This is a genomic window from Candidatus Paceibacterota bacterium, assembly GCA_028714635.1.
Lineage (GTDB): Bacteria > Patescibacteriota > Minisyncoccia > Phycocordibacterales > JAQTLZ01 > JAQTLZ01.
The window spans coordinates 1-4,128 of sequence record JAQTLZ010000016.1 but is presented as its reverse complement, the minus strand read 5'-3'; the positions used below and the strand labels follow the sequence as shown (position 1 = coordinate 4,128).

Annotated in this window: 6 protein-coding genes; all 6 read right to left on the bottom strand. The window is 44.4% G+C overall.

Translation table 11 applies throughout. From position 1 onward, the window contains the following. Positions 1–1,417: heavy metal translocating P-type ATPase (locus PHS53_05150; protein MDD5357498.1), on the bottom strand; the 1,417-nt coding region annotated here is incomplete at its 3' end. Between the two features lie 9 nt (positions 1,418–1,426). Beyond that, positions 1,427–1,951 (bottom strand): disulfide bond formation protein B, encoded by a 525-nt coding sequence (locus tag PHS53_05145; protein MDD5357497.1) that lies wholly within the window; start codon positions 1,949–1,951, stop codon positions 1,427–1,429. Positions 1,952–1,956: 5 nt separating this feature from the next. After that, positions 1,957–2,340, bottom strand: coding sequence for a thioredoxin domain-containing protein (locus tag PHS53_05140; GenBank protein ID MDD5357496.1), 384 nt, complete (start codon positions 2,338–2,340; stop codon positions 1,957–1,959). A 36-nt stretch (positions 2,341–2,376) separates the two neighbouring features. After that, positions 2,377–3,024 (bottom strand): HD domain-containing protein, encoded by a 648-nt coding sequence (locus tag PHS53_05135; protein MDD5357495.1) that lies wholly within the window; start codon positions 3,022–3,024, stop codon positions 2,377–2,379. Further along, the gene (locus tag PHS53_05130) at positions 3,024–3,686 is read right to left on the bottom strand and encodes a YdcF family protein (GenBank protein ID MDD5357494.1); all 663 of its coding nucleotides are present in this window, start codon (positions 3,684–3,686) and stop codon (positions 3,024–3,026) included. The genes PHS53_05135 and PHS53_05130 overlap by 1 nt, the downstream gene beginning before the upstream one ends. 4 nt (positions 3,687–3,690) lie before the next feature. Next, positions 3,691–4,128: histidine phosphatase family protein (locus PHS53_05125; protein MDD5357493.1), on the bottom strand; the 438-nt coding region annotated here is incomplete at its 5' end.

The following is a 4,128-nucleotide window of genomic DNA, read 5'->3' as shown; positions in this document are numbered from 1 at the left end:
CTGCAATTGGATACTTATCCCCCGTCAAAATAACGATTCGTTCAAGACCATCTTTTCGTATCTCTTGAAAAAGCGCTCGCGACTCGCCCCGAAGCTCGTCTGCAAAAACGAACATACCAAGCACTCCATTCTCCCCCCCGAGAAATGCCGTGATAGTATTGCGTTCACGCGCTTTCGATTCGCTCTCCCTAACCTCTTCTGAAACCGAAACAGCATTCTTTTTGAGAAACGAGAGCGTGCCGAAAAAATATTTCTTCCCGTCCAATATGCCCGAAACGCCTCCGCCAAGGAATTCGTGAAATTCTTTCGGACGCTCAATGTCAATTTTCTTCTCTCGAAGATATGAAACGATAGCGCGGGCGAGGATGTGACTCGAAAGAAGCTCAAGCCCTCCTCCGACACGAAGCAGTTCCGTTTTGGAAAAACCGCCAAACGGGATGTAATCCAAGACCCGAGGAGTACCGAGTGTGATTGTTCCCGTCTTATCAAAAACAAAAGAACGGGCTCGAGATAACATCTCTATCGCACTCCCGCTTTTTACGATGACCCCGCGTTTTGCGGAGCGACTCATTCCGGAAATAAGAGCGATAGGTGTTGCCAAAATGAGAGGACAGGGCGTTGCTACAACAAGCACGGCAAGCACCCGGATAGGATCACCGGAGAGAAACCATGCCAAAACCCCGAGGATAAATGTCACAAGCGTAAAATAAACACTCATCCGATCGGCAAGCCTCACAATCGGAGAGCGTAGGCTTTCCGCTTCGCTTAAAAGTTTTTTTATCTGTTCAAAACGGCTTTGCGATGCCGGAACCAACACTTTTATTTTCAAAAGCCCATCCTGATTTTGGGTTCCGGAAAGCACCATGCTTCCGGGAACTTTTTCAACCGGCAGACTCTCTCCAGTCAGAGCGGACTCATCTACCGAAGAAATTCCCTCAAGGACAGAGCCGTCAATAGGAATAATTTCTTTCGTCTTTACAATTACCACGTCGCCGACAACAACCGACTCGATTGGAACATCTTTCAAGACCGCCCCTTCCTCGCGGTGCACCACCTGTGGCATTCTGGACAGCAATCCGGAAAGCTCCTTGCGGGCTCTTCGCATCGCGTAAAACTCAAGCGCTTCTCCTCCGGAGAGCATAAGGAGAATCACGGAACCAGCCAAATACTCGCCGAAAAGAAGCGAGGAGAGAAGCGCGACCCCGGCGATAAGGTCAACTCCCCATTTCTTTTTGAATAAGTCCGAAACAATATCGATCCAAAGAGGTATCGAGAAGATCAAAAGCATCGCCCCCAGAATGGCACGGGCAACGGAAAGATTTCCGTATATATAAAATCCTCCCGCGATAAAAAGGAGCGCCGACACAAGAAAAGGCATAAGAAGGAGAAACTTTCTTTCTTGCAAAAGCGCGCGCATTGGAATGTATTACTTCTTCTGTAACAGGAGAGCGAGAAAAATGAGGGCAAACACCGTAAGCGACATAAGCGGAATCGTCACAAAGCCAAAACCGAGGACGTACAGTTTCGCGCAGGAAACTGCCGTGGCGCTACAGACAACGCTCGGAACAATTCCAAATTGTAATAGATATTGGTAGATGGCGACCGCCCCACCGAGTCCAGAAAGCCAGAGAAGGTATGGGCGCATCAGTTTTGTCTCGTCTCTTACGAATGCGATGATGAGAAGCACAAGCATCGGGTACATAAAGATGCGCTGGATCCAACAGAGCGTGCAAGGATCGAAACCGATAACATTTGAATAGAGAAGGCTTCCGAAGACCGCCAAAAACACCACTCCGAAAACGTGATGATGAGCGTAGCGGTCAAGATGGGCGAACATTTTAGTCCCCCGAGTTTTCTTCGCAAAAAGAAAGATGAGAAGGACAATGACAAGCGCAATTCCAACAATGGTCAGAACCGAAAAGACGAATGTCAAAAAATCGGAGAAGGTCATAACAATTAATTAAGCGGACAGCTTGTTTTATCTGAAAGCTCCTGAAGGGTGAGTTCCCCTGTCTGTCTTGTCCCGTCAGCAAATTCCCACGTTGGATACGTCTCTATTTTTTTGTCTATGCAAATTTGTGTTTGAGCATTTCCATCCGGAGTCGAGCACTCCACATAATTGACATATTTCATACTCTTACCAATAAGAGCTTTCGTTGCTTGGCAATGAGGGCACCAGAATGCTCCGTAGAAAGTCGCGCCTTTTTGAGTAAGACATTGCGCAAACGCGTCATGTTGCCCCGGCTGTTTTGAATAGTAAACGGAAACTCCGATAAGGCCGGCGACGATAATAACCATCGCGATAATGACAATGACTGTTGTTTTTTGTGATGAATGCATAGCTACAGGATAGCAAAATTAACCCTAGGGGACAAACTACACGATATTAAAATTCTTCAGATCACCCAAAAGCGGATATATGGCTTCAGGCGTAATTGATTCGGGCGCAATGGTCGTCTTTGAAAAAATATCTTTTTCCATCTCATACAGACGAGCTTTATTTTCCTCGAAGAACTCCTTCCCGACAAACGGGCGTTTGCTATTTGCATATCGCTTGTGGCCTTCGGCAAGACGCTCTTCGATAGAAACTACGCCGTGCGGAGAGACCCGCATATCGGCATAGGTTGGGATATACTTTCCCAAATCAGATGAAGCGAAGGTTTGAGCAATCTTAGAAAATCCAATTGACAGAAGATACTCATAGGTTTTCTGGCTGACCCCAATCTCTTTTGCAATGGCAAGCGTGGCAGTATGTTCATCTTCACCATATTTTTGTGAAAATTCTGTTTTCACTTTCTGCCAATACGAAATCCCCTCCGGCTCAAACACTTCGGGGAAAATCGTAAAATCAAACTTCAAAATATTTCCCATATCGTGGAGGAGACACGCGGAGATAACATTTCCAGTCGGAATTTTTTCTTTCAAATTTTGACAGATATACAAAGCCACACCCGCAACCCGATACATATGAATCTGGAGAAACGGTATTATTTTATATTTTTTATAAATTGCGGATATCTCCATTAGGATTTTATGAGATGTTTTGTATATCCAGCTTTTATTAATGCTTCATAGGCGCCCCATACATCTTTGGGTATCTCCTGTTCTATCGCAAATCCTTTTTTCGGGTATTCTTTGATGCGCTCTAAATCTCCCACCATAAGGTGAATAGTATCTTCTTTGGAGATATCTTTATTGGGAAATTTCTTGAAAGAAAATGAGGGAGAGCTAATGACAAAATCCTTTTCCGGCCAAAGTTTTTTAAAAGTCGCATACACTCGTCTTTGCATATGAGGCTTTTGGACAAGAATAAAATCCCCAGGATGAATTCCTTTTTCCTCCAGAAGTTTTTTTGTAAATAGGATGTTTTCTCCAGTATTTGTGGCTTCCGGTTCAAGAAGTATTTTGTCTCTCGGAACACCCAGTTTCACAGCTGTTTCGCCAAAAATCTCTGCGTCAGTACACTTCCATTTCGCTTCCAAAAGATCGCCGATATGGGAAATTCCTCCGGAGAAAATGATAAGCGGAGCATATCCATCCAAAAAAAGCTTTGCTGACCACTCGGCAAGACGCAAATCATTACTGCTCAAGCAAAAAATCGCATCGGCCTTATGAAGAGGCTGGTTTAAAAAATGGTAATCCCAAAGCTTTTTTGCCAATACATCGATTTCTTTTTCGGTCAGCATAAAACTAATTTAAATCTTTCATCACATATGTCCATCCCGGTTGCCATTTCCAAGGCGCTGTGACAACTTCTTCAAGAGGAATTCTATTTATCCAGTGTTCCAGGCCGTATTGCGTAGCTCGATGTCCAATTATCATAACCTTCTTGCCCTCATAATTTTTAGATAAATCGCGCAAAAATTCTTTCATCCTGTGGGAGGTGTCTTCATAGCTCTCCCCATTCGGAAACGCTGTTTTAATTCGCCTTACCCTTTCTTGTTTGATAATTTCTCTCGAAACTCCTTCCATATCTCCATAATCACACTCTCTTAAACGAGGATCTTTTATAATTGGAAAATTCCTCCCTCGAAAAGCGATTTCCGCGGTTTTATATGACCTTTCCAAATCAGAGCAAAAAATAGTATCGAAATACGCGCTAGCATATCTCTCTCCGAGTTCACTGGC